Origin of the sequence: Mesorhizobium sp. M7A.F.Ca.US.006.04.2.1 (genome assembly GCF_004022915.1) — a bacterium.
Taxonomy (GTDB): Bacteria; Pseudomonadota; Alphaproteobacteria; order Rhizobiales; family Rhizobiaceae; genus Mesorhizobium; species Mesorhizobium ciceri.
The window spans coordinates 1-767 of record NZ_RZQA01001476.1 but is presented as its reverse complement, the minus strand read 5'-3'; the positions used below and the strand labels follow the sequence as shown (position 1 = coordinate 767).

Annotated in this window: 1 protein-coding gene; it reads right to left on the bottom strand. The window is 63.9% G+C overall.

The genetic code is table 11. From position 1 onward, the window contains the following. Positions 1-767: efflux RND transporter permease subunit (locus tag EN925_RS38165; RefSeq protein WP_164894788.1), on the bottom strand; the 767-nt coding region annotated here is incomplete at both ends.

Sequence of the window (767 nt, the reverse complement as noted above, 5' to 3'; positions counted from 1 at the left end):
GTCCTGCTTGTGACCGGGGCCATGCTTGTCGCGGTCGGCTTTGGTCACCGACAGCAGCCGCGAGCACAGCATCGGCGTCAGCGTCAGCGACACGAACATCGACGCCAGGATGGCGACCGTCACCACCACGGCGAACTCGTTGAAGATGCGCCCGATGACGCCGCCCATCAGCAGCACGGGGATGAAAACCGCCACCAGCGAGATCGAGATCGAGATGATGGTGAAGCCGATTTCGCGCGCGCCCTTCAGCGAGGCGTCGAAGGCCGACAGCCCGTCCTCCTCCATGTGGCGGAAGATGTTTTCAAGCATCACGATGGCGTCGTCGACGACGAGGCCGACCGCCAGCGTCAGGCCCATCAGCGAGATGTTGTCGATGGAAAAGCCGAACAGGAACATCGCGCCGAGCGTGGCGATCAGCGAGATCGGCACCGCCACGGCCGGGATGATTGTCGCCGTCACCCGGCGCAGGAACACGAAGATCACCATGATGACCAGGGCAATGGTGAGCAGCAGCGTGAACTGCACGTCGCTGACCGCCTGCCGGATCGAACTGGAGCGGTCGTTAAGCAGCTTGATGTCGGCGGCGGCCGGCATCTGGTCCTTGAAGGACGGCAGCATCGCCTTGACCTTGTCGACGACGTCGACAGTGTTGGCGTCGGGTTGACGCTGCACGGCCATGATGATCGCGCGGGTGCCATCGTACCAACTCGCCGTCGTGGTCGTCTGCACCGAATCGACCACGCGGGTCACCTCGCCCAGCCGTACCG